Source organism: Stenotrophomonas sp. CASM106 (assembly GCF_049384825.1).
In the GTDB taxonomy this organism is placed as follows: Bacteria; Pseudomonadota; Gammaproteobacteria; order Xanthomonadales; family Xanthomonadaceae; genus Stenotrophomonas; species Stenotrophomonas muris.
On the sequence record NZ_JBMRFS010000017.1, the window covers coordinates 24302 to 44707 of the forward strand.

Consider the following 20406-nt stretch of genomic DNA (forward strand, 5'->3'; position numbering starts at 1 on the left):
GCAATCGCGCTACAGTCGACGCCTCGCCACTCCAGGGAAGACCCGATGCGCTTGTTGCTGCGTGCGTTGCCGTTGTTGCTGTGTTCGCTGGCGGTACATGCCGCCGAGGTGGATCGCCGTATCGCGGTGACCATCGATGATCTGCCGTGGGCACGGCTGGACCAGATCGTGCCGCCGGACCTGCAGGCGCGGCATGAGGCGTTGATGGCCCAGCTGCGTCAGGCAGGCGTGCCGGTGGTCGGCTTCGTCAACGAGAACAAGCTTGAGGTTGATGGACAGGTGCAGCCGGCGCGGGTACAGATGCTGCGCGACTGGCGCGATGCCGGCTATGTGCTGGGCAACCACACCTACTCGCACATGGATCTGAATGCGAAGGGCCTGGCGGCGTTCCAGCAGGATTTCCTGCGCGGCGAGACGGTGCTGCGGCCGCTGCTGGCCGAGAAGGGGCAGGCGCCGCAGTGGATGCGCCACCCCTACCTGCGTGCCGGGCGCACCGCGGATGAGCGGGTGCAGATGGATGCGTTCTTCAAGCAGCATGGCTACCGCGTGGCACCGGTGACGGTGGACAACGGTGAGTGGGTGTGGGCGTTCGCCTATGCCAACGTGATGAACGAGCAGGCGGACTCGCCCGCGCGCGCGGCGACGCTGGCGCAGCTGCGCAAGGGCTACGTGCCGTACATGCTGAACAAGCTGGACTACTACGAGAAACAGTCGCAGGCGCTGCTGGGGTACGCGCTGCCGCAGGTGTGGCTGATGCACGCCAATGAGCTCAACGCGGCCACCTTCGCCGAACTGGTGGCGGCCACGAAGCGCCGCGGCTATCGCTTCATTTCGCTGGACGAGGCGATGCGTGACCCGGCCTACGCGCGGGGTGCCGAGGGCTACAACGGCCGCTATGGCCCTAGCTGGCTGCACCGCTGGGCGATGGCGGAGAACAAGCCGAAGGACTTCTACGCCGGCGAGCCCGAGGTGCCGGCGTGGGTGATGAAGCTGGCCAAGGTCGATTCGGAGTAAGGCTCAGCGCTTGACGGCCAGCACGCCGTCAAGCGCCAGTTCGGCCTTGAAACCAGCCTTTTCCAGGCGCTTGGCCACTTCGCGCGGCACGTCGCGGCCGCTGGTCAGCTTGTTCGGCGCACCGGTGTAGTGGAACAGGCGGCCGCCCTTGCGGATCACGCGGGCGAGGTGGTCGTAGAACACCTGTGAGTACAGCTCGCCGGCGATGCCGAAGCGCGGGGGGTCGTGCAGGATTGCGTCGACACTGTTGCTGGCCACCTGTTCGATCTGCTGCGAGACGTCACCGTGGCTGAACTGCAGGCGGCCACCGGCGGCAGCCGAGTCCGGATCCGGCGACCACGGGTTGAGCGTGCGCAGCCACATCACATCGGCGTTCTTCTCGAACGAGCGGATCTGGCCGACACCGGCTTCCAGCGCACAGGCGGCGAAGTAGCCGAGGCCACCGCAGGTATCGAGGATGACCTTGCCGGCCGGGGCGACCAGCTCCACCTTGCGGCGTGCATCCTCGAATGGCGACAGCTTCGAGGTCGGCAGCATCTTGATGCCGTCGATCTCGAAGGTCGGTGCGCCCCATTCGGTCGGCACCAGCTTGATCAGCGAGCCGCTGTAGCGCGAGATCGGCGCGAAGTCCTCGCCATCCCAGTAGTACAGCGTGCGGTCCTTCAGCTTGCCCGGCCAGGGATAGGGCTGGCCCCGGAAGTGGAAGCCGTCCGCGTCCAGCGCCACGCTGTCCTGGCTGCGCCCGAGGTCGAGCGAGCCCTGCCAGTCGGCGGCGCCTTTTTCATGGGCACGGCGCAGGGTATCGGCGCTGTCGCGGGTCAGCAGGGGACCGGTGTAATGGGGCACGGCGGGTACCGGGGCGGTTCGGGGGAGGGCATGGTACCGCAGCTGTTGTAGAGCCGAGCCTGCCCTAGGCTCCACCATGCCTGCATCCACGCATGGCGTGGATCTACTGCAAACGTAGCCGAGCGTGGGCTCGGCTCTACAGTTCAATCGCACTTCACCGCATACACCGGCCCAGCCCCGATCAGCATCAGCGCCATGTAGTCGCTGTCGCTGGCCTTGCCCTTCAGTGTCGCGCCCTTGTTGAAGTGGAAGATGCCGAAGCCGCCGGACATGCGGATCAGGGCACTGTCGATCTGGTCGGCGTCGTCGCGAAAGTAGCGGCTGATCTCGCTGGACGTGGCCTTGTGCAGGGCGTTCGGTTCGCGCTGCCACTGCTCGCCACGGCTGAAGGAAACGAAGTACTGGCCGCCTTCCTTGTCGATGCGGAAGTCGGCGGGCTTGCGCGCGCCGGTGGCGAAGCAGCCTTGTAATGGGTCGGCGGAGAAGGGAAGCCGCGCATCGTCGCCGCAGGCGGTGAGCAGCAGGAGGGCACCGGGCAGCAGCAGGCGGAGCGTGCGCATGGGATGTCCCTACAGGGCAGGTGCGGCTAGTGTAGGCAGCACGCGGGCGTGGCCCGTACAGAAATTCGGCAAGGACACAGGGGTTTTCGGATGGCGCAGGGAAAGGCACCGTGGTGCGGCGTGGCCAGTTGGCTGGGGATTGCTGTGGGGTGGGGCGCGGGCACCGTGGCGGCGCAGGCAGCGGTGGCGGCAGGCGGCAATGGCATGGCCGCTGGGCTGGGCGTGGGCGTGCTGGGCGCGGCCTTGGTGGGCGGCGGCCTGGCAGTGGCCGCGCGCGTGCGTGGTGAGCGCTGGCCGTGGATCGGCATCAGCGGTGCGGTGCTGAGCGCGCTGCCGCTGCTGATGTACCTGCTGCGGATGATGCTGAAGCTCTAGCGGTAGTGCCGGCCGCTGGCCGGCAACTGCAGGTGGCGTGCAGTGTTCATGGGGTTGCCGGCCAGCGGCCGGCACTACCTGGCGTGGATCACTCGCTGCGGTGGATCTCCACCGTTACATGCACCAGTTCTTCGTGGATGGCCAGCGCGTTGCGCACGGTATCGGCATCCAGCGTGGCGTCACTGGTGACCACGCTGGCGCTGACCGCGTACTTGCCGCGACCCACCTGCCAGACGTGCAGGTCGGCCAGGCGTGCCGGCCACGGGCCCTGTTCGATCACCTCGCGTACTTCGGCCACCACCGGCGCGTCCATCTGCGCGTCGAGCAGGATGCGGCCGCTGTCGCGCAGCAGGCCGACCGCCCACACCGTGACCAGTACGGCGCCGACCAGGCCCATCACCGGGTCCAGCCAGGTGAGGCCAAGCAGCTTGCCGCCGAGCAGGGCGACGATGGCCAGCACCGAGGTGGCGGCGTCGGCCAGCACGTGCACGTAGGCCGAGCGCAGGTTGAGGTCGTGACCGTGCGCATGCCCGTGGTCGTGGTGTTCGTGGCCATGCCCGTGGTCATGGCCGTGGTGATGATGCGCGTGGCCCGGGCTGTCGTGCAGCCACCAGGCACACAGCAGGTTCACGCCCAGCCCGACCGCCGCGATGGCGATGGCTTCGTTGTAGTGGATCGGTGCTGGTACCCACAGCCGCTCCAGCGACTGCACGGCCATCAGCGCGGCCACGCCGAGCAGGGCGATGGCGCTGGTATAGCCGGCCAGGATCTCGATCTTCCAGGTGCCGAAGGCGAAGCGCGGGTCGTGCGCGTAGCGGCGTGCGCAGCGGTACGCAAACACCGAGAGCCCGAGCGCCAGCGCATGCGAACTCATGTGCCAGCCGTCGGCGAGCACGGCCATGGAGTTGAACCACCAGCCGCCGACGATCTCCACGACCATCATGCTGACGGTGAGCCACAGGGCGCGGCGGGTATTGCGTTCGGCCAGCGGGTTGCCGTCGTCGAAGCGGTGTTCGTGGCGACGGGCGGCGGCAAGGGCGTCCAGGTGCATGGGGGCCAGCGGTGGAGTGGATACCCCCATAGGGTATATGATTCCTGCATGGCTCATGTACACAAGCATCGAAAGCAGTTGCTGACCCGGGTGCGCCGCATCGGCGGCCAGGTGGCGGCGTTGGAGCAGGCGCTGGACAGGCCGGAGGGTGAGGCCGGCGACTGTGCGGACGTGCTGGTGCAGGTTGCCGCCGTGCGCGGTGCCGCCCACAGCCTGCTGATGGAGCTGCTGCACGAGCACCTGCAGGAACACGTGGTGGGCGCCGAAGACCCGCAGCAGCGGGCGGCCGAGGCCGAGGTGCTGGTCGAGCTGCTGCGCCGCTACGGCAAATGACCGGGTAGTGCCGCGCGTTCCAGATGTGCGTGGCGGCCAGCAGCAGGCTGCCGGTGACCGTCATCGGTGTTTCCCAGTCGTGCGAGGGCAGCGCCAGCGCGCCGGCCAGCAGCAGGCCGAGCCCGGCGCCGGCGGTGGCCCAGGCCAGCACGGGCAACGGATGGCGGCGCTCGGCCCGCCACAGCGCGTAGCCGGTCAACGGCAAGGCGATGGCCACGAACAGCAGATGCACCCATTCCGCTTCGGCCCACGTGCCGAACAGCGGCAGCGTGGCGGCAAGCAGGGGCAGCGCCAGGCAGTGCAGCAGGCACAGGCTGGACAGGGCGACCGCGCCGGCATCAAGCAGGGCGGCAGAAGGCGACTTCATGGGGGAGGTTCCTTGCGCAGCAATTGTTATACAGTAACATTTCCCTTCCGCAGCCAACCCGCTCCGACATGAACACTGTTTCCCGCGCCGACCGTCGCCTTCCGGTCTCCGTGCTGTCCGGCTTCCTCGGGGCCGGCAAGACCACCCTGCTCAACCAGATCCTGCGCAACCGCGAGGGCTTGCGTGTGGCGGTCATCGTCAACGACATGAGCGAGGTCAACATCGATGCGCAGCTGGTGCGCGAGGGCGGCGCCGAACTGCGCCGCACCGAAGAGACGCTGGTGGAGTTCAGCAATGGCTGCATCTGCTGCACGCTGCGCGATGACCTGCTGCAGGAAGTGCGGCGCCTGGCCGATGCGGGGCGCTATGACTATCTGCTGATCGAGTCGACGGGCATCGGTGAGCCGATGCCGGTGGCGGCCACCTTCGCGGTACGCGACGAGCAGGGCTTCAGCCTGAGTGACATCGCGCGCCTGGACACGATGGTGACGGTGGTGGATGGCAGCGCGTTCCTCGCCGACTTCGGCTCGACGCTGCGCCTGGCCGAGCGTGGCCAGCAGGCTGGGCCGGATGACGATCGCGGCGTGGTCGACCTGCTGTGCGAACAGGTCGAGTTCGCCGACGTGATCGTGGTCAGCAAGGTCGATCAGACCGATGACGAAGTGCTGCAGGACACGCTGGCCGTGCTGCGTGGCCTGAACCGCGACGCGAAACTGCTGCTGTCCAGCTTCGGTGACGTGCCGCTGGCCGAGCTGCTGGACACCGGTCGCTTCGACTTCGAGCGTGCGCAACGTGCGCCGGGCTGGGTAAAGGAGCTGCGTGGCGAGCACACGCCGGAAACCGAGGAGTACGGCATCGCCAGTTTCGTCTACCGCTCGCGGCGACCGTTCCATCCCGCGCGTTTCGCCCGCGCGTTGCAGTCGGGCATGCCGGGCGTGATCCGCAGCAAGGGCTGGTTCTGGCTGGCCAACCGCATGGATTGGGTGGGCGAGCTGAACACCGTAGGTGCCGCGACGCGGACGCAGGCGGCGGGGTTCTGGTACGCCGCTCGCGATCGCGTGCGTGCCGGGCTGGAGGACACGCCGCCGTTGCTGCCGCCCACGCCGCTGCCGTACAGCGACCTGGGCTGGGCGCGGCAGCAGGCCGATTGCTGGAGCGCACCGTTGCCGGGGCTGGAAGACTTCCCGGATGCGGCCGCGCACTCGGCGATGCAACGCCTGTGGCACCCGTTGTGGGGGGATCGCCGCCAGGAGCTGGTGGTGATCGGCGTGCACATGGATGAGCGCGCAGTGCGCGCAGAGCTGGATGGCTGCCTGCTCAACGACCAGGAGCTGCGTGCGGGCCCGCTGCTGTGGCATCAGTTGCCGCAGGCGTTCCCGGTGTGGAAGCGGTGACGGTGCACTGAGGATCCGTGGGTTGCCGGCCAGCGGCCGGCACTACCCCCGGTCGATATGCCATGCGTGGATGGATGCATGGCGGAGTCGAGCATGGCTCGACTCTACAATGTGATCCGTCGCGGCCAATCCTGTAGAGCCGAGCCCATGCTCGGCTGCTGCAGTAGATCCACGCATGGCGTGGATCTACAAGGCGTCACGCCACTGCCAACCCTCGGTGCTCACCTGCAGCACCTGCGTCGGCCGCAACGCCTGCAGCAGATGCCGGTCGTGGCTGACCATCACCAACGCGCCCGGCCAGGCCACCAGAAGTTCTTCCAGCGCCTGCAGGGCACCCAGATCCAGCGCATTGCCGGGCTCGTCCAGCAGCAACAGCTGCGGTGCGGGGTCGGCATACAGCACGCTGGCCAGCGCGCCTTTCACCCGTTCGCCATCGCTGAGGTGATGGGCTGCACGCTGGATGCGCTGCGCGTCCAGCCCGAGCAGGGCCAGCCGTGTGCGCAGTTCACCGGTATTGGCCGCCGGGTTGGCAGCCTGCACGGTGTCGAGAATGCTGCGTTCGCCGGAGAGCCCCAGCAGCTGCTGGTCGAGCAGCGCCAGTGGTGCATGCCGTTGTACGTTGCCACTGCGTGCAGGCAACTGGCCGGCCAACACGCGCAACAGCGTGGACTTGCCACTGCCGTTGTCACCAACCACGGCGAGGCGCTGGCCGCGGCGGATGTCCAGCTGCAACGGCGCGCGGCAGCCATGCGGCAGCACCAGCGACTCCGCCTGCAGCAGGCGTGCGCTGCCGCGTTCCCCCTCGCCGGCAAACAGTGCCAGCTCCGGTGTGGCGTGAACCGCCGAGGCTGCAGCGCGCAGCTGGTCTGCGCTGGCCTGCAGGCGCTCGGCCTGTACCTGCTGTGCGCGGCCGTGGCTGGCCTCTGCACGTTGTTTCTGCCGGCCGAGCAGGATCGGTGCCTGGTTGGCCTGCTTTGCATCGCGATTGCCACGTGCCTGGCGTTGCTGTTGCCGTTCGTGCTGTTCGCGCGCACTGCGCTGCTGCTGCCGGTGCTGGGTGCGGGCGTGGTCGAGCTGTGCCGCGGCCGCTTCGCGTTCGGCGGCACGCGCGTCGGCGTAGTGCTGCCACGGCCCGCCATAGCGATGCAGCCCGCGCGCGTCGAGCTCGACGATCTGCTGCATGTGCGCCAGCAGTTCGCGATCATGGCTGATCACCAGCAGGCCGCCGCGCCACTGCTGCAACCGTTCGTACAACTGCTGGCGATGGCGGGCATCGAGGTGGTTGCTGGGTTCGTCCAGGATCAGCCAATCAGCGCCGCTGGCCCAGGCGCCGGACAGCGCCACCTGCATGGCCTGGCCACCGCTGAGGCGCGCGGCGGGTTGGGCGGGATCGAGGTCGTCGGGCAGCCGTAGCGCCTGCCATTGCTGCTGCAGGCGCTCGCGCAGGTCCCAACGGTCGCCGACGCAGGCGAAGTCGGCCTCGTCCACGCTGCCGGCTTCGATGCGTTGCAGTGCGGCCAGTTCAGCGCCAACGCCGGCCAGTTCACCGACCGTGCCAGCGGGTGGATAGCCGGGCGTCGGCAACAGGAACACGCGGCCGCTGCCGCGTACCTGCCCGTTCTCTGGCTGCACCCGGCCGGCGAGCAGGCGTGCGAGCACGCTCTTGCCAGCGCCATTCGCACCGACCAGGCCTGTGGCGACCGGATCGAAGGAAAACGTCAGATCGGAAAACAGCGGGCGGCCGTCGGCCAGTCGATACGACACGCGATCGAGCGTGAGGGAATGCGGGGTCATGCGACCTCCATGGATGCCGGGTTCTCCCCTGCGCGCAGGGGCGGGAAGAGTCAGGCCGTCTGATGGGAAGACGGCGGCATCAATGGCGCATCGGTCGCGATGCCTCTTGGAGGAATGAGGGGCCAGTATAGCTGCGCTGGCTGAATGGTTGCGTGCAGCTGTAGAGCCGAGCCATGCTCGGCTGACCTTAAGCATCCACGCATGGCGTGGATCTACGGCACGGTGTCCAGGCGGGCGCCGACGAAGTCGATGAACACCCGCAGCTTCGGCAGCACATGGCGGCCCGAGGGCCACAGCAGGTGGAAGGTGCCGCAGGAGTGCACATGATCCTCCAGCACGGTGACCAGGCGGCCGTCGGCCAGCGCATCGCGCACCGAGTGCACCGGAACGAAGGCCAGGCCGACATCACGCAGTGCCAGCGCCACCCGCGCCTCGATGGTGTTGGCCACCATGTGCACCGGAAGTTCCTGCGGTGCTTCGTCATCGGGCCAGTGGATCGGCCACGGCTCCAGCTTGCCGGTGCTGGGGAAGCGATAGTGCAGCAGCGTGTGCTGCATCAGTTCCGCCGGCATGCGCGGAACCCCGCGGCGCTGCAGGTAGCCCGGCGAGGCGATTACACGGCGCGGGAACACCCCCAGCCGGCGTGCGTTCATCCGCGAGTCGCTGGGTTCACCGACGCGCAGCACCGCATCGAAGCCTTCCTCGATGACATCGACCAGGCGGTCGCTGAAATCCAGGTCGAGGCGGATGTCCGGATACGCCGCCATGAACTCGGCCATCAACGGCAGGGTGAGATCGCCGACCAGCGGCAGGCTGATGCGCAGCGTGCCGCTGGGCGTGGCATGCGGTTGTGCCAGCTCGGTGCGTGCGGCATCGCGCTCGTCGAGGATGCGCCGGCAGCGCGCCAGGAACAGCTGGCCCTCGGCGGTGAGCGTGATGCTGCGCGTGCTGCGGTGGAACAGGCGCACGCCCAGTGCATGCTCCAGCCGGGCAACGCACTTGCCGGCGGCAGATGCGGAGATGCCCTGCAGGCGCCCGGTCTCGACGAAGCTGCGCGTGTCGGCGGCGTGCACGAAGGTCTGCAGGTTGGCGAGATTGTCCAGGACTGACATCGGCGTAGGGGCAATGAAAGCGGCAGGGTAGGGGCGGCGTGATCACGGCGGGCGGCGCCGCCACCGCAACACTGTGGTGCAGGGTGGGGGCGCCTGCTGTTACGGCCTTGCAGTTCCGGCCATCATGCCGATTGCGGACTGCACGGTCCATGATGCCCGGAGCGGCAACCGGCTTTTTGCGCCGCGCCGTGCTGCCTAACGTGGCGGGCCTCTCCCCACGGATCACCGCGATGAATGCCGCTCTTTCCCTCGAACCTGCACCGATGCTGCCTTCGGTGCAGCGGCTGCTGCAGCAGGTCCACCCGACGCGCCTGGTCGGTGCGGTGGTGCTGGTGTGCGAGCACGGCGTGCTGCGCCATGCCAGCGCGACCGGGCAGGCCGATCGCGAGTCGGCCCTGCCGATGCAGCGCGATCAGCTGTTCCGGCTGGCATCGGTCAGCAAGCCGCTGTTGAGCACGGTGATCCTGCGCCTGGTGGCCGAGGGCGTGCTCGACCTCGATGCGCCGGTGCAGCGCTGGCTGCCGGACTTCCGGCCGGCGCTGGCCGATGGCCGCAGGCCGCCGATCAGCCTGCGCCAGCTGCTCAGCCACAGCAGCGGGCTGGGCTACCGTTTCCTGGAAGCCGATGCGCACGGACCGTACGCCCGGGCCGGCGTCAGCGATGGCATGGACGCCAACCCGGTGTCCCTGGCCGAGAACGTGCGCCGTATCGCACAGGCGCCGCTGCTGTTCGAACCGGGCAGCCAATGGCTGTACTCGTTGGGCGTGGACGTGGCCGGTGCAGTGGCCGAAGCGGCGACCGGTGAAACGCTGCAGGTGCTGTTCCAGCGTTTGCTGGCTGCCCCCCTGGGCCTGCGCGATACCGCGTTCGCCACGCGCGCTGCCGCACGGCTGGCCACGCCCTATGTGAGCGGCACGCCGCAGCCGCATCGCCTGCAGGAAGGGGAGGTGGTCGCGCCGTTCGAGGGAACGGTGGGCATCGAGTACAGCCTTGCGCGTGCCCTCGATGCCAGCCGTTTCGCTTCGGCCGGCGCCGGCCTGGTGGGTACTGCCGATGACGTGATGTCGGTGCTGGAGGCGCTGCGTGACGTGCAGCGCTCCGGCCTGCTGCCGCCCGCGCTGGCGGCAGAGATGGCCAGCCCGCAGGTGGGCGAATTTGGGCCGCCGGAACCGGCCGGCTGGGGCTTCGGGCTGGGCTTTGCAGTACTGCGCGAGGCCGCTGCCAGCGGCACGCCGCAGCGCGAAGGCACCTGGCGCTGGGGCGGCGCTTATGGGCACAGCTGGTTCGTTGATCCGGCGCGTGGGCTGAGCGTGGTGGCGCTGACCAACACCCTGTACGAAGGCATGGATGGCGCCTTTGTCGATGGCCTGCGCGATGCGGTCTATGCAGACCTGGAGGCTGCGCGATGAGCGGCCACGCCATCGATGCGGCCAGCCCGGCCGGTGAGGCCACGCGCTTGCCGTGGGCGGGCCTGCTGGCGCTGGCAGGCGGCGGCTTCATCACCCTGTTGACCGAGACCCTGCCGGCCGGCGTGCTGCGACCGATGGGCGACAGCCTGGGCGTGAGTGATGCGGCGGTGGGCCAGCTGGTGAGCGTGTATGCGCTGGGCTCGGTGATGGCAGCACTGCCGATGACGGCGTTGACACAGCGCCTGCCGCGGCGTCCGCTCTTGCTGGCGGCCATCGCCGGCTTCGTGGTGGTCAACACGTTGACGGCGCTGAGCAGCAGCTATGCGCTGATCCTTGCTGCGCGTTTCCTGGCCGGCGTGAGCGGTGGCCTGCTGTGGTCACTGGTGGCTGGCTATGCCGCACGCATGGTGGTGCCGTCGCTGCAGGGGCGCGCGATCGCGGTGGCGATGGTGGGATCGCCGTTGGCGCTGTCACTGGGCGTGCCGGCCGGTACGTTGCTGGGCCAGCAGCTCGGCTGGCGCTGGGCGTTCGCGCTGATGAGCGTGCTGGGCGTGGGCCTGCTGGCGTACGCGCGCTGGGCACTGCCGGCGCTGCCAGCGGCCGGTGCCGGTCAACGTGCGTCGCTGGCCAAGGTCTGGCGCATGCCGGGCGTGCGCAGCGCGCTGCTGGTGATGGTGCTGTACGTTCTGGCGCACAACGTGCTCTACACCTACATCGAACCGTTGGCGGTGGAGGCGGGTGCCGGCCCGTGGCTGGACCGGCTGCTGCTCGCCTTCGGCGTGGCGGCGATTGCCGGCATCGGCATTGCTGGTTGGGGCGTGGATCGCCACCTGCGTGCGCTGGTGTGGGCGGCGGTGATCGGCTTCATCGTACCGGTGCTGGCCTTGCTGGTATGGCCCGGCGTGGCCAGCACGCTGCTGCTGGCGACGATCCTGTGGGGCGTGGCGTTCGGCGCGGTGCCGACCCTGTTCCAGACCGCCTTGGCACGACGCGCCGGGGCCGCTGCGGACCTGGCGCAGTCGATGCTGGTGACCGGCTGGAACCTGGCCATTGCGGCCGGCGGCGTGGCGGGCGGCGTGCTGCTGCAGGCCAGCGGCCCGAGCCAGCTGGGATGGTTGCCGCTGCTGTTGCTGGCGGTGACCGTCGCGTGGTTGCTGGCACGGCCGAAGGCGTGGGCGTAAGCGCCGATCAATGCTGGCGCGGTGCCGGCCAGCGGCCGGCACTACCGTGGGCCGCGCCATCCACGCATGGCGTGGATCTACCGAGTGCAGCGACCCGCGTTTGCTTTCTTCTGTTGATTCCGTGGTAGGACCGCCGCCGGAACCTGTCAGAGACCGTCCCGGCCAACGCCGGGATAGCTGTACGCGACCCACCACGAGGGGCTCTGCCGTTGGCCGTCCTACTCGATCCCTTCACGCTCGATCGGCACGCTGCGCGGGTTCTGCATGTGCTCGCGTGCAGCGCCGTACTGCTGCTGCCGCTTGTGGTGGAAGGCGACGAACTCATCACGCGGCAGCGGCCGCGAGAACAGCCAGCCCTGGCCGAATTCCACATGCCGGCTGTGCAGGTAGGCCAGCTGCGCTTCGGTTTCCACGCCCTCGGCCACCACCCACAGGCCCAGCTCCTTGGCCATGTCGATGATGTGCGGCGTGACCGGGCTGGTGGCGCTTTCGGTGCCGATCGCATCGATGAACGACTTGTCGATCTTCAGCGCATCCAGTGGCAGCTGCTGCAGGTACTGCAGGCTGGAGAAGCCGACGCCGAAATCGTCGATCGCCACGCTGTGGCCGGCGCGGCGGGCGGCGGCAAGCATGGTGCGCGCGCGGTCCAGGTCGAGGAAGCCACGTTCGGTGGCCTCCATCCAGATCTGCTGCGGCAGGATGCCGCTGCCGGCCATGTGCCGGGAAATCATCTTCAGGGCGCGGCCGCTGCTGATGTCTTCGGCGGCGAGGTTGATCGCGATGTGCGCGCTGCGGTCGGCCACCAGCAGCTCGCGCATGTCGCGCACCACGTTCTCGATCACCAGGTCGGTGACGTCGGCGATCATGCCGGCCTCTTCGGCCAGCGGAATGAACAGGTCCGGCCGCACCTGGGTGCCATCCGGGCGTTGCCAGCGCACCAGCGCCTCGGCGCCGACGCAGATGCCGGTGTCCAGTTCGATGATCGGCTGGTAATGCAGGTACAGCTCGCGGCGGCGGATGGCGGTGGCGAGCTCACCGCGCAGCGACAGGCGGCGCCGCGACAGCCAGATCACCAGGCCGGCCCCGGCGGCGGCCAGCAGCAGGCCGACCGGCACGTACAGCCATGCCTGCTGGCGGAAGGCGGCGGCCAGCGCGGTGCGCGGCGTGGTGGCGATGGCCAGCCATTCCTCGTTGCGCGCGGTGGCGAACAGCGTGGCGTGATCCAGGCCTTCGCCGGGGTCGCGCAGCAGTGCCTCCAGCAGGTCCGGATCCAGGCCGGGCTGTTTGGCCAGCAGGCGTCCATCGGGGCTGGCCAGCGCCAGCCGCACGTTCGGGTCGGCAATGACATCGACGAAGCGGCGCGGGTCCACCAGTGCGTCGTAGGACCCATACAGGACCGCCAGCACCTGGCGGCGGCCGCTGATTTCCGGGCGCACATCCACTGCAATGCCTGCGCCGTCGCTGGTGACGTGGTCCGGCGTGGGTTGATCCACATCGGACAGGAACGGACCCCACGAGGTGCAGCGCAGCTTGCCACCTTCGAAGTAGCCCATCTGGTCGATCGATGGGGTGGTCATCACCAGGGTCTGCATGCGCCGGATGTGTTCGGGACTGCAGGGTACGTAGGCGCCGGCCTCGGCCGATTTCAGTGCCGCCAGCGCTTCCTGGTAGGACAGGTCGGAGCGGCGCAGGGTGCGATCGGCGATGTCGCGCAGGCGCTGCTGTTCGACGCTGATCGCGCGGTCCCAGGTGGCGTAGGCCATGACCGCGATCGGCAGCGCAGCGGCCAGCAGGGCCAGGGCGGTGCCGCCGATGATGACGCGCAGCCGGCTCATGGCCGGGGCTCCAGCGGGGCGGGCGGGGCAGGGCGCATGGTGGGCCGGTCCTTGGGCAGGTGCGGCTATCTGAGCATGGCGCCGGGCCGGGCGGAATGGGATCAATACGGTATTCGGTCACATTGTGGTGAAAGCGGCCCGCTTTGACGCAATAGGTCCGTTTGGCGCTGGCGCTCGGCGCCGCGGAGGACTACCGTCGAATGCTTCGCCCGCCCCTTTTGCCCGCGCCCATGACCGAGCCCGCAACGCCCCCCGAGCACCTGCGCCGCAGCCTGTCCAACCGCCACCTGCAACTGATCGCCATCGGCGGTGCCATCGGCACCGGCCTGTTCATGGGATCGGGCAAGACCATCAGCCTGGCCGGCCCCTCCATCGTCTTCGTCTACCTGATCATCGGCGCGATGCTGTTCTTCGTGATGCGCGCGATGGGCGAACTGCTACTGTCCAACCTGCAGTACAAATCCTTCATCGATTTCTCCACCGACCTGCTCGGCCCGTGGGCCGGGTTCTTCTGTGGATGGACCTACTGGTTCTGCTGGATCGTCACCGCCATCGCCGATGTGATCGCCATTGCCGCCTACGCGCAGTTCTGGTTCCCCGGGCTTGAAGCTTGGAAACCGGCGCTGGCCTGCGTGATGCTGCTGCTGGCATTGAACCTGGTGACGGTGAAGCTGTTCGGCGAAATGGAATTCTGGTTCGATCTGATCAAGATCGTGGCGATCTGCGCGCTGATCATCACTGGCGCCGGGCTGGTGGCGTGGGGCTTCACCTCACCCAGCGGCCACACCGCGTCGCTGTCGAACCTGTGGAATGACGGCGGCATGTTCCCGATGGGGCTGGTCGGCTTCTTCGCCGGCTTCCAGATTGCGGTGTTCGCCTTCGTCGGCATCGAGCTGGTCGGCACCACCGCCGCCGAAACCGCCGACCCCGAGCGCAACCTGCCCAAGGCGATCAACTCGATCCCGGTGCGCATCATCATCTTCTACGTGCTGGCGCTGATCGCGATCATGGCGGTCACCCCGTGGCGCCAGGTGGTGCCGGACAAGAGCCCGTTCGTGCAGCTGTTCGTGCTGGCCGGCATTCCCGCCGCCGCCAGCCTGATCAACTTCGTGGTGCTGACTTCGGCCACGTCCTCGGCCAACAGCGGCATCTTCTCCACCAGCCGCATGCTGTACGGCCTGGCCGAAGAGGGCCACGCCCCGCGCGGGCTGTCGAAACTGTCGCGCGCCGCAGTGCCGGCCCGTGGCCTGCTGTTCTCGTGCCTGTGCCTGCTGGGCGGCACGCTGCTGATCTACCTGATTCCCAACCTGGTGACCGCCTTCACCCTGGTGACGACGCTGGCGACGGTGCTGTTCATCTTCGTCTGGTCGCTGATCCTGGTGGCCTACATGGCCTATCGTCGTCGCTATCCGGAGCGCCATGCTGCATCGATCTTCAAGATGCCCGGCGGCGTCGCGATGTGCTGGGCCTGCCTGGTGTTCTTCGCCGCCGTGCTGGTGCTGCTGAGCCTGCAGGGCGACACCCGCCAGGCGCTGATCGCCAGCCCGGCGTGGTTCGTGCTGCTGGGCGTGGGCTATTGGGTGCGTCGGAGGACCGCGAAGTGATCCGAAGTGGGGTCAGATCCCGTTGCTCAGCAACGGGATGTGACCCCGGCAGGTCGCGGGAGGTTGCCGGCCAGCGGCCGGCACTACCACGGGTGCAGGACGCCGCCCTGCCGGCCCCCATTCACCCAACATTAGCGGGCACGGCCGGATCATCCGGCCGCCATGTCCCCTCGCCCCGTCCTGCTCGCGCTGTTGCTGCTGCCCAGCCTGTGGCCCGGGCTGGCCGCCGCGCGCACCGTCTACCGCTGCGTGCAGGGCAACACCGTCAGCCTGGCCACCGCGCCGGAGCCGGGATCGCGGTGCACGCCGAAGGAGATCGACGACAACGCCGTCCAGACCCCGAACCTGTGGGGCAACATGGGCGTGTTCAGCGGCGTGCTGTACGAGCGCGAACAGGACGGGGCGCTGGTCTACTCCACGCGCAACCTGCCCGGCTCGCGGGTGTTCCTGAAGTTCACCGTGGCCACGCCGCCAGGCGAGCCGGCGCACGAAGGCCTGGGCAAGGTCGGCACGCCGCAGCTGGCGCAGCACGCCAGGCAGTTCAAGGCCGCGTCCAGGGCCACCGGCGTCGATGATGCCTGGCTGCGTGCCATCGCCCACGCCGAAAGCAATTTCGACGCGCTGGCGGTATCCAGCAAGGGCGCACAGGGCGTGATGCAGCTGATGCCCGAAACCGCGCAGGAATACGGGGTGAGCGATCCGTTCTCGCCGCAGCAGTCGATCGAGGGTGGCGCGCGCTACATGCGCGCGCTGCTGCGCCGCTACAACGGCGACCGCCCGTTGGCGGCGGCCGCCTACAACGCGGGCATCGGTGCGGTCACCCGCTACAAGGGCGTGCCGCCCTACGCCGAAACCCTGGCCTACGTGGACAAGGTAATGGCGCTGTACGCACGCTACCGCGAAGCGATGGGCATCCGCACCGAAGTGCCGGCGCGCTAGCGGACGGTGCTGCCTGCACGTGGCGTTGTAGAGCCGAGCCGATGCTCGGCTGCGCCAATTGCAGCCGAGCATCGGCTCGGCTCTACACAAAAGCCGCTCAGCGCGAGGTGGAGGTGCTGACCAGGTCGTAGCGCTCGATGCGGCCGACGCGTGCCACCTCGGCCTGCACGTCGGCACGCTGCTTGAGTGCACGCCACGCGGCATCGATGCGCACATCGCCCGGCAATGACGGATAGGTTCGCATGTCCTGCAGGCTGGCCAGGGTTTCCCCGCGTTCGATGGGCGAGCGCAGCTGTTCGATCAGCACGGCGGCGGCACCGTCCAGGTTGCCTTCCTCCAGCAGCATTTCGCGATGGAACAGGCGGGCATCCTCGCGCTGGGCCAGGATCACCGCGCGTGCTGCGTCGCGCGCCTTGGCGTCACCGCGCTCGCGGGCGGCGGCGAACTGCAGCAGCGCCTGCGCGGCCTTGCCGTAGCCGGCGAGGCCCGGCATGTCATTCACTGCCTGCGCAGCGTCCTGCATGCGCCCCAGCGAACTGAAGACGAAGCCCACATTCATCTGATGCTCGACACCATCCGGGCCGAGCGCGCCGATGCGTTGGGCCTGTTGCGCCGTGGCCAGTGCCTCATCGGTGCGGCCCAGCCGGCGCAGTGCGGTGAGCCGGCTGTTGAGCAGCCAGGCCACCCATTCCGCTTCGGCGGCGGCAGGTGATTCGCCGTTGCTCGCGGCACCGGCCATGCCCTCGGTCAACGACAGCACTTCCTCGTTGCGGTCCAGCATGAGCAGGGTGGTGCTGAACTCGGCCATGCGCGCGTCCAGTGCACGGTCGAGCAGGCCGGAGACGCGCAGTTCATCGAGGTGGCGCTGCGCCGCCTGCACCGGATCGAAACGCGCATCGCCGCGATCGACATAACGGTCGAAGCGCTTGTCGCTGCGCAGGCGGATGATCTCGGCCGGGCTGTCGATGCGGGCCAGCGTGGCTGGAATGCCGTCGCCACGGCCATTGTCGGCCTGCAGCGTGGCCAGTGTCAGCCACAGCCCGGTGGGTTCCAGGCCGGCACTTTTCCAGCCGTTGTCAAACAGCGCCTGCAGCAGGTCCATGCGCTTCATCGGCTGGTCACGCAGGCGGTACTGCAGGTAGTTGATGGCATGGTGATCGACCGGCAGCGGCGCGTCGGCATGCTGCAGTGCCTTCACCAGGAAGGTGGTGGCTGCGGCCGGCTGGTTGTCCGACAGTTCCACCGACACCTGGGTAAGCAGGATCTGTGCATCCTCCGGCAGGGCCTCCTGCGCCCGCTGCAGGTAGCGGCGGGCCAGGGCCGGCTTCTTCTGCATCAGTGCGGTCCAGCCAGCGACCTGCGAGGCGCGGCCACGATGCTCGGCATCGAAGTCGTCCAGCAGGGGATCCTCCATCAGCCGTTCCATGCTGATCAGCGCGCCCAGCGTGTTGCCGCCACGCGCCTGCTGGATGGCTTCATCCCAGCGCGTGGCATAGGCCTGATGCATCGCATCGGCGGTGATTGACGGCTTCTGCGGCGCCACCGTGATCGAAGCAGTGGCGGATGTGCTGGCCAATGCGGCCAGCAGCAGGGCGGTGAGCGGGAGAACGCGGGGCATGGAGAATCTCCATCCGTGGGAACCGCATTGAACCTGCTGCAGCCAGCGAGGACAAGCACGACGAAGCGAATTCTGGCGTTCAGCCGCACAATCGGCCGTGGCGGATCGCACGCGCAGCGTCTATTGTCGGTGCCTCTTCAGACAGCAGGCAGGCAGCACAGCACGATGGCACGGTGGCAATGGATGGCGGCAGGCGTAGCGTTGGCGACGGTAGTGGCATTGGCTGCGACCTGGTGGGAGACACCGCTGCATACGCTGGCTGAACCGGCGGGTCCGGCTCCGACGCCGTTGGCGTGGACCGCGCAGATCGAACCGCTGGCCGGCGATGGCCACCCGGGTGACCGTGATGGCGCGTCCGCGCAGGCACGCTTCGCCGATCCGTACGCGTTGCTGCGCAGTGCCGATGGCAGCGTCTATTTCACCGATGCCGGCGACAACAACCGGATCCGTCGCCGCCTTCCCGATGGCCGCGTTGAAACGGTGGCCGGGCAGGGCGAGGGACGTGTCGATGGCCCTGCACTGCAGGCCAGTTTCAACACGCCTTCGGGCATTGCCGCCGACGCGCAGGGCAACCTGTATGTGGCCGACACCGGCAACCATGCGATCCGCCGCATCAGCACCGATGGCCAGGTGACCACGCTGGCCGGTGGCGAACAGGGCCACGCCGACGGCCCTGCCGCGCAGGCCCGCTTCGATGCGCCGATGGGCATCGCCGTGGATGCGCAGGGCCAGGTTTACGTGGCCGATACGTTCAACGATCGCATCCGGGTGATCGGTACGGATGGCAGCGTGCGCACCCTGGCCGGTGGTGATCGGCCGGGCCTTGCCGATGGCGTGGGCGCCGCTGCGCGCTTCGATACGCCGGTGGCGCTGGCCTTCGACGCGCAGGGCGCGTTGCTGGTGGCCGACCTGTTCAACAACGCCGTGCGCCGGGTGGGTGCCGATGGTACGGTCAGCACCGTGGTCGCCGCCGGTGGCGTGATCAATGGGCCGCTGTCGTTGGCCACCACCCATGACGGCGTGCTGTACGTGGGTGATCTCGATGGCCGCATCGTGCAGGTGACGCCGCAGGGCCATCAGATCGCGCTGGTCGGCAATGGCCGCCTGCCGCGCCTGGCCCGCCCCAGCGGATTGGCGCTGGATGCCGATGGCAGCGTGCTGGTGGCCGACGCCGCCAGCTACCGCCTGCATCGCCTGCGCCCGCTGCCGGTGGGCGACCTGCCGGCACCGGCACTGGTCGGCCCGGCTGCCGATGCCGCGCTGCCGAAGACCGGGGGCCGTTGGCCGCTGGCACCGCAGGACGGCTGGCACGAAGTGGTCGGCACCCTGGGCGAGGTGCGCGGCAACTTCACCGGTGAGAGCCGCCACCACCTGCATGGCGGCTTCGACGTGCGCGGTGATGTGGGCCAGACCGTGCTGGCGATCGCCGAAGGCAAGATCAGCAGCCCGGTGGCCGCCTGGAACCTGGGTGAGCAGGCCGAGGGCCTGGTCGTGGATCGCCTCAAGTACATCCACATGCGGGTCGGCCGCACCCCGCGCGACGAACCCTACGATGCGCGCTGGCAGGCGCTGTACGACGAGCAGGGCAGGCTGGAGCGGATGCGCGTGCGCCGCGGCATGCGCATCCACGTCGGTGACCGCCTGGGCAGCATCAACAACCAGGCGCACGTGCACCTGGCGGTGGGTACCGGCGGCTTCGAGACCAACGCGGTGGCGCTGGGCTTCCAGGGCTACGCCGACCACTTCGCGCCGCGCATCACCGATGTGGCCCTGCTGGATGACAACGACCAGCCGATGGCGGCGGGCGGCGATGGCGTGGTGATGGTGGCGCGCCAGGGCCGCGGCGTGCAGATCGTGGTCGAGGCCTGGGACCAGGTCGACAACAACCTGCCGCGCCGCCGCCTGGGCATGTACCAGGTGGGCTACCAGATCCTCGACGCCGATGGCCGAGCGCTGCAGGGCTATGAACAGCCACGCTGGAACATCGTGTTCAACCGCATGCCGCCGCAGAAGGAAGCGGTGCGGGTGGCCTACGCCCCCGACAGTGGTATCACCGTGCACGGCAGCGCGGTGACCCGGTTCCGCTACCTGGCCACCAACACCGTGCGCGACGGCCTGATGGAAACCGGGCGCTGGCAGCCGGCGGCGCTGCCGCCGGGCGAGTACATCGTGCGCGCCAGCGTGCGCGACTACAGCGGCAACGAAGGCGTCGGCCCGCGCGAGATCAGGGTACGGCTGCTGCCATAGCCGCAGCCGGGGCGCCGCAGCGTTCGCGCTCGGCGTCCATGTCTTCCAGCGGCCGCACTTCGATGCTGCCGAAGCGCGCCCACGGGAAGTCGCGGGCGATGCGCATGGCTTCGTCGCGGTCGCGGGCGACGATCAGGTTGAAGCCGGCCAGCAGTTCGCGGGTTTCGGCGAACGGGCCATCGAGAACACGGCTGTTGCCATCACGCACGCGCAGGGTCTGTGCAGTGTCGACCGGCTGCAGTTTCTGCGCGGCCAGCAGCGTGCCTTCGGCCTGCAGCTTGTCGGCGTGGGCCAGGCAGTCGCGCATCAGCGCGTTGAATTCTTCGATGGGCAGGGCCTGCAGCAGGGCAGGCTCGATGTAGATCAGAAGCAGGTACTGCTGCATGGCACGGTCCTGGCGGGGGCGGGGTGCCCATGATGGCGCAGGATGGCGCATGGGCATGTTGCAGCGCAGAAGCGCGCCTTCGGCGGGGACGGCGAACGGCGGAGCCCCTCCGTGGTGGCGCTACAACGTGATGCTGGGGCTTGGCCGGGTGGGTAGGCGGGTCGGGGGACGCCGTAAACCCATCCATGGGGGCTTGGCCGCGGCATCCATGCCGCGGACACCCCCGCCCCGCCAACCCACCCGGCCCTGGACAGTTTCCTGCGGCGTCCACCCCGGAAAATCACAAACAAGAGCAAAAGCGGGTCGCTTCGCTCGCAAAGCTGAGCCCGCCAGCCAACCCCC

17 protein-coding genes and 1 pseudogene are annotated in these 20406 nt (G+C 68.7%); 9 read left to right on the forward strand and 9 right to left on the reverse strand.

What is annotated here, in order from left to right:
* Positions 1-45 precede the first annotated feature (45 nt).
* Positions 46-1014: a polysaccharide deacetylase family protein gene (locus tag VG556_RS21835; RefSeq protein WP_100449297.1), complete on the forward strand. Its 969-nt coding sequence runs from the start codon at positions 46-48 to the stop codon at positions 1012-1014.
* Positions 1015-1017: 3 nt separating this feature from the next.
* Here the strand turns inward: VG556_RS21835 and VG556_RS21840 are convergent, their stop codons facing one another.
* Entirely contained in the window at positions 1018-1938 is a 921-nt protein-coding gene (locus tag VG556_RS21840; protein ID WP_258010663.1) for a class I SAM-dependent methyltransferase, read from the reverse strand.
* Between the two features lie 65 nt (positions 1939-2003).
* Positions 2004-2420 carry a hypothetical protein gene (locus VG556_RS21845; protein ID WP_014645757.1) on the reverse strand — a complete coding sequence of 139 codons (417 nt, stop codon included), beginning with the start codon at positions 2418-2420 and terminating at the stop codon, positions 2004-2006.
* A gap of 90 nt (positions 2421-2510) precedes the next feature.
* On the opposite strand from VG556_RS21845, the gene VG556_RS21850 reads away from it, so the two are divergent.
* Positions 2511-2795 carry a hypothetical protein gene (locus tag VG556_RS21850; RefSeq protein WP_032961769.1) on the forward strand — a complete coding sequence of 95 codons (285 nt, stop codon included), beginning with the start codon at positions 2511-2513 and terminating at the stop codon, positions 2793-2795.
* Between the two features lie 88 nt (positions 2796-2883).
* On the opposite strand, the gene dmeF is transcribed toward VG556_RS21850, so the two are convergent.
* Positions 2884-3846: a CDF family Co(II)/Ni(II) efflux transporter DmeF gene (dmeF, locus tag VG556_RS21855; RefSeq protein WP_046428557.1), complete on the reverse strand. Its 963-nt coding sequence runs from the start codon at positions 3844-3846 to the stop codon at positions 2884-2886.
* A 48-nt stretch (positions 3847-3894) separates the two neighbouring features.
* Between dmeF and VG556_RS21860 the strand changes: the two genes are divergently transcribed.
* Complete coding sequence (locus VG556_RS21860) at positions 3895-4179, forward strand: metal-sensing transcriptional repressor (protein ID WP_021204443.1); 285 nt, start codon at positions 3895-3897, stop codon at positions 4177-4179.
* A 7-nt stretch (positions 4180-4186) separates the two neighbouring features.
* On the opposite strand, the pseudogene VG556_RS21865 reads toward VG556_RS21860, so the two are convergent.
* Positions 4187-4546, reverse strand: a pseudogene (locus tag VG556_RS21865) (MerC domain-containing protein); the annotation flags it as partial.
* 68 nt (positions 4547-4614) lie between these two features.
* On the opposite strand from VG556_RS21865, the gene VG556_RS21870 reads away from it, so the two are divergent.
* Positions 4615-5940, forward strand: a complete 1326-nt coding sequence (locus VG556_RS21870; RefSeq protein WP_100449298.1) for a GTP-binding protein — start codon at positions 4615-4617, stop codon at positions 5938-5940.
* A 186-nt stretch (positions 5941-6126) separates the two neighbouring features.
* On the opposite strand, the gene VG556_RS21875 is transcribed toward VG556_RS21870, so the two are convergent.
* Entirely contained in the window at positions 6127-7734 is a 1608-nt protein-coding gene (locus VG556_RS21875) for an ATP-binding cassette domain-containing protein (RefSeq protein ID WP_049406921.1), read from the reverse strand.
* A 212-nt stretch (positions 7735-7946) separates the two neighbouring features.
* Entirely contained in the window at positions 7947-8846 is a 900-nt protein-coding gene (locus VG556_RS21880) for a LysR family transcriptional regulator (RefSeq protein WP_111144198.1), read from the reverse strand.
* Positions 8847-9076: 230 nt separating this feature from the next.
* Between VG556_RS21880 and VG556_RS21885 the strand changes: the two genes are divergently transcribed.
* On the forward strand, positions 9077-10255 hold the full coding sequence (locus tag VG556_RS21885; RefSeq protein ID WP_049406916.1) for a serine hydrolase domain-containing protein: 1179 nt from the start codon (positions 9077-9079) through the stop codon (positions 10253-10255).
* Positions 10252-11436: an MFS transporter gene (locus VG556_RS21890; RefSeq protein WP_049406914.1), complete on the forward strand. Its 1185-nt coding sequence runs from the start codon at positions 10252-10254 to the stop codon at positions 11434-11436. Before VG556_RS21885 ends, VG556_RS21890 begins: the two co-directional genes overlap by 4 nt.
* Positions 11437-11654: 218 nt before the next feature.
* On the opposite strand, the gene VG556_RS21895 is transcribed toward VG556_RS21890, so the two are convergent.
* Positions 11655-13271: an EAL domain-containing protein gene (locus tag VG556_RS21895; protein ID WP_049406911.1), complete on the reverse strand. Its 1617-nt coding sequence runs from the start codon at positions 13269-13271 to the stop codon at positions 11655-11657.
* A gap of 230 nt (positions 13272-13501) precedes the next feature.
* On the opposite strand from VG556_RS21895, the gene cycA reads away from it, so the two are divergent.
* Positions 13502-14875: a D-serine/D-alanine/glycine transporter gene (gene cycA, locus VG556_RS21900; RefSeq protein ID WP_423180044.1), complete on the forward strand. Its 1374-nt coding sequence runs from the start codon at positions 13502-13504 to the stop codon at positions 14873-14875.
* Positions 14876-15037: 162 nt separating this feature from the next.
* Positions 15038-15814 carry a lytic transglycosylase domain-containing protein gene (locus VG556_RS21905; RefSeq protein ID WP_049406906.1) on the forward strand — a complete coding sequence of 259 codons (777 nt, stop codon included), beginning with the start codon at positions 15038-15040 and terminating at the stop codon, positions 15812-15814.
* Between the two features lie 97 nt (positions 15815-15911).
* On the opposite strand, the gene VG556_RS21910 is transcribed toward VG556_RS21905, so the two are convergent.
* Positions 15912-17432 carry a hypothetical protein gene (locus VG556_RS21910; protein ID WP_049406903.1) on the reverse strand — a complete coding sequence of 507 codons (1521 nt, stop codon included), beginning with the start codon at positions 17430-17432 and terminating at the stop codon, positions 15912-15914.
* Between the two features lie 165 nt (positions 17433-17597).
* On the opposite strand from VG556_RS21910, the gene VG556_RS21915 reads away from it, so the two are divergent.
* Positions 17598-19679 (forward strand): NHL repeat-containing protein, encoded by a 2082-nt coding sequence (locus VG556_RS21915; protein WP_049406900.1) that lies wholly within the window; start codon positions 17598-17600, stop codon positions 19677-19679.
* Here the strand turns inward: VG556_RS21915 and VG556_RS21920 are convergent.
* A complete protein-coding gene (locus tag VG556_RS21920; RefSeq protein WP_012479004.1) occupies positions 19657-20064 on the reverse strand; it encodes a YciI family protein in 408 nt (135 codons plus the stop codon). The two genes, VG556_RS21915 and VG556_RS21920, sit on opposite strands and share 23 nt — an antisense overlap.
* Positions 20065-20406: the final 342 nt, after the last annotated feature.